Raw genomic sequence first — 4252 nt, 5'->3', positions numbered from 1 at the left:
CCCTTGTCCCCCTTGTCCCCCTTGTCCCCCTTGTCTAACCAACTCCTAACTTCCCGCTTTTTCAATCAAATTCGTCAGTACCTTATCCGAGTCGAAATATGCTTGCGCGATTTCTCTGGCGGCTTTGGCGTGTCGCTGCGGGTTGGTTTTTAATTTCTCGATTGCCTCTGCTGCTTGAGCTGTTGTCGTAAATGTCAATAGCCCTTCCCCAGTAGGAATGGTTTTGCTAAAGCCTGTATCTTGTAGAATCACTGGTACGCCAAGGGCGAGGTAGCTGGCTGTGCGACAAGAAAACCAACCGCTTTGACTGGCAACGTAAGCATTTTTGGCTATACTCCATTCGCCAAAGGAATGAGCAAGATAATCTCGGTAAACCCAAGGGTTGTGGGAAACTTCGTAGCCATCGCGCACAATCCAACCGCATTCTTGCAGCCTCTCCACTGGAGCGGAACCACTTAAAGCTAATTCGAGTGGTAGCGGACTGTGAGATGGTAAATCCATGTAGCGCTCGAATTCGCTACTTTTTCCGGTATAAGCAACGCCATTTACTATTGGACCCTTTTCTTTTGGTTCCCACGATGCAACGGTTGTCAATACGGGTCGCCGCTCTGTGACTGGTACGGCTGCTCGGTCGAAGCAGTCTAATACTATTGGTTGGCGTGTGGGTATCCAGTCAAACGATTCGCAGGGAACTTTACAATCAGTAGCGCCTATATTTTCTCCAAAGCTGAAGAAAACGTCGTGATGTTCCTGCCACCAAGCAACGCGGGCGGCGACTTCCGCAGGGGAACCAGTCAGCAGTCCGGCTTGGGTGTATAAAGGATCGGTATCGATTAATATGACTTTGGCATTGGTAAAGTTTTCCTCGCGCATCCAATGCCCAGCAGAAATGTGGAGTAACAGGTCGGCACTGCGGCAGAACTCGACGACATCGTGCCAAGGACGACCATAGGTTTTGCCAGTCACATCGCGAAAAAACCAGCGATCGCTCAAACTCTCGTCTAAAACTGCCAATTCTCGCGCTAAGAAGGCAGCGTTTTTCGACCCATCCTCCACAAATGTTTTCGCAATCGGGTCGTAACACCATTTACCCGTATCTTCTATATATAGGACATCATGACCGAGCCGTTGCAATCCGAGTAAGTATTGTAAGTAATGCCAAAACATGCCCCCAAAGGGATACGTCCCAGCTAAACCAGCGATCGCAATCCGCAGCGACATATTTATTTCTCCCCCTGTAAACTGAACTGGGTACGGTAGAGCGCCGCAAATGCACTCCGCTGACTCATCAATTCGGCAAATGTACCTTGTTCGACAATCTGCCCAGCTCGTAACACGACAATTGAATCAGCCTGACGCACGGTTGAGAGTCGGTGGGCAATAATTAAGGTTGTCCGTCCGACTGTGAGTCGATCTAACCCTTCCATAATCAGTGCTTCAGTTTCGGCATCCACTGAGGAGGTGGGTTCGTCCAAGATTAAAATAGGTGCATCTAGTAAGATTGCTCGGGCGATCGTCAAGCGTTGTCTTTCCCCTTCTGAAAGAGTCGCTCCCCTTTCGCCTACTACCGTGTCGTACCCTTGGGACGTACTGACGATTAAATCGTGAATTCGAGCAAGACGGGCAGCAGTCACGACCTCTGACAGGGCTGCATCGGGGCGACCGTAAGCGATGTTCTCCCGAAAGCTGAGGGGAAAGACGATCGGCGGTTGCAGCACCATACCGATTTGACGACGCAAGGATTTCAGTTGAAATTCTCGCACGTCAACTCCATCAATTGTGACTCGACCGACTTGCGGATCGTAAAAGCGTGGTAGCAGGCTAACTAAAGTCGATTTTCCCGCTCCCGTGGGACCGACAATTGCCACTTTCTGTCCCGCCCGCACGCGCAAATTTATTTGTTTCAGCGTCGGCTGGTCGGGCAGATAATCGAAACTGACATTATCCCAGACAATTTCTCCCTTAGCTCCAACTGTAGGGAATGTTTTAGTTCCCTCTGGCAGATCTCGCTCGATATCCAAAATTTCAAACACTCGCATCACGCCCACCTGCGCCCACTGAGTCATTCCATAGGTTTGACTGATGCTATTAATTGGGTCGTAAAGCGAGGCAAGATAAGAGGTAAACAACACCAACTCGCCTACTGTCAATTCACCAGCTAAAACTTGATTGGCAGCAACCCACACGACTAAGGCAGTACCCACGGCGCTAACTAAACTGACTACCCCAGAGTAAAGACTTTGTAGATTATAAAGTCGCAAGCGCGCTGCTAAGCTCTCCCGACTCGCCGCCATAAACTTGCTGTGTTCTTCATCTTCTTTGGTAAAAGCCTGGATGATCCGCATGGCAGAAATATTTCGCTGCACGAGCGAATAAACCACGCTCTCCTGTTGGTGAGATTGAGTTGCTGCCTTGTTAATCGGGCGGTTTAACAGCGATAGCGTGATAAACAAAGCCGGACAAACGCTCAGCGCTAAGAAGGTTAGCAGCGGATCGAGCTGCACCATGATAGTAAACATTCCCACCAAAAACACCACTGCTGAGAGGATGGGAATTACGGTGTTCATCGTCAAGCTTTGAATCGCGTAGGTATCGGTAGCAATGCGGTAAAGTAAGTCTCCTACCTGCTGGCGATTGTGAAATGCTAGAGAAAGGCGCTGCAAGTGGCTGTAGAGGTCGCCGCGCAAATCGTTGACCATGCGCTGACCGATGCTAATAGTTGTGTAGTTATGTAATAGTGACAGACCACCCCAAAGTAGGTAAATCAGCACCAGTCCGATACAGATCGCCAAAAGTAGCTGCTCGCGGGACAAGCCTTTTAAAAATTCCCACGGGAGCGGCTGACCGCCGACTTGTACGTTATCGATAATCAGTTTTAGGGGCCAAGGCTTCAGCAATTCTAAAGCATTTAGCAAAATCACCTGCGCGATCGCTACTAAAAATAGAAAGCGATAGGGCAGAAGGTAGCGTAAGGTTTTACGAGCGAGGACTATTATCATTAAAAACCGGGAGTCGGGGGGAAGAGAGCTGAGGAGGCTGAGGAGGCTGAGGGAGCTGAGGGAGAGAAGAGAGCAATCGGGAGCTGAGGAAATTACTTACGACTTACGACTTGTTCCACCCCATACCCGTTGTTCACGCACCACCTTTATTGTCAGTCGGCAACAAATAAAGTCTTTGTGCCACGTTTTCCATGACGTGGTAGAGAATGCGACCGAGGCGGGAGTGTTGATAGAGAATTGTCGCAGCGGCGATCGCACTCGTGAAAATCGCGATCGCCCCTAGTTCTGACCTGCCAAGGGCGATCGCGGCAACTGCCATTAAGGTACAGCCGATCGCCGTCATCTTAGCGAGCTGCGTTAGTTTGAGTCCGCACCGTACCCGCAGCAACCGTTTACCGCTACCGTGATTTTCGGTGCAAACCTTGATTTGAGCTTTCGACCAGATGCCTCGGTAAACTTCCAAATCCCAACTGCTCCAACCGCGATCGGGAATGATGAAGTATTTGCGAGATAAAAGCAGTTCCATTGCTCCCAGCAGCAAACTTTCTTTCTCCATTCCTGCTTCTGTCCAATAGGACAAGTAAAAAGCAGACTTGTGCCACACAACTTCGGGTTTTTGCGTGACGCGATCGCACTCGATCGCATCCATCTGAGTTAGTCCTTTAAACCGCCAGCGATACCGCTCTAGACTACGAACCAGTGGACCTAAGTAAATTAACGTTGCTACCAGCAAACGCGCTTTTATGCCCTGAAAACGGGAGTCAATTGGTGCTTGTACGGCAGCAGCCACAGACCAACCCCAGGAAATTAATACCATAATGATGGCAACCCAAGGGAAGTGACCGGATAACAGCGATAAAGTGCCAAAGAGGGCGATCGCTAAGTTCCACTCTAAAGTTAGAGGGAGATAGCCAAATAGAGAGGCTGGAGGTTGGTACAGCATCTGAAAGAAGCCGCGACCGAACACTCCAGAGTAAATCGTCGGTTGACCGATGAGGAAAGTGGAGTAGAGTCCGCCGTAAATTCTGCCGAACCAGCGGGGTTGTCCCAATAAATTAAAGCGATAGGGGTGCTTGAAGTAGACGAGAGCTTCTGCCTTACCATAGCCTTGCTGTTGTTTTAGGTAAGCGGCTACAGTATTGCGGCGAAAGTGCCAGACGATCGCAGCGGGACTAAGGCGGTTTCTATCAAACAGAATACCAGTTGAGCTAAGATGCAATTATGCGCTCAACCTTGTAGGAGCAAAGCCTTGG

General features: G+C 49.8%; 3 protein-coding genes. All 3 read right to left on the bottom strand.

The window, feature by feature from the left end; genetic code table 11:
• Positions 1 to 45: 45 nt before the first annotated feature.
• Complete coding sequence (locus DSM107010_RS32615; protein ID WP_015154390.1) at positions 46 to 1221, bottom strand: glycosyltransferase family protein; 1176 nt, start codon at positions 1219 to 1221, stop codon at positions 46 to 48.
• Between the two features lie 2 nt (positions 1222 to 1223).
• The gene (locus DSM107010_RS32610; protein ID WP_015154389.1) at positions 1224 to 2999 is read right to left on the bottom strand and encodes an ABC transporter ATP-binding protein; all 1776 of its coding nucleotides are present in this window, start codon (positions 2997 to 2999) and stop codon (positions 1224 to 1226) included.
• Positions 3000 to 3132: 133 nt separating this feature from the next.
• The gene (locus DSM107010_RS32605; RefSeq protein ID WP_199755916.1) at positions 3133 to 4218 is read right to left on the bottom strand and encodes a hypothetical protein; all 1086 of its coding nucleotides are present in this window, start codon (positions 4216 to 4218) and stop codon (positions 3133 to 3135) included.
• Positions 4219 to 4252 lie beyond the last annotated feature (34 nt).

Source organism: Chroococcidiopsis cubana SAG 39.79, from assembly GCF_003991895.1.
In the GTDB taxonomy this organism is placed as follows: Bacteria; Cyanobacteriota; Cyanobacteriia; order Cyanobacteriales; family Chroococcidiopsidaceae; genus Chroococcidiopsis; species Chroococcidiopsis thermalis.
The sequence above is the reverse complement of the archived record's forward strand: the minus strand, read 5'-3'. Positions and strand labels throughout refer to the sequence as shown.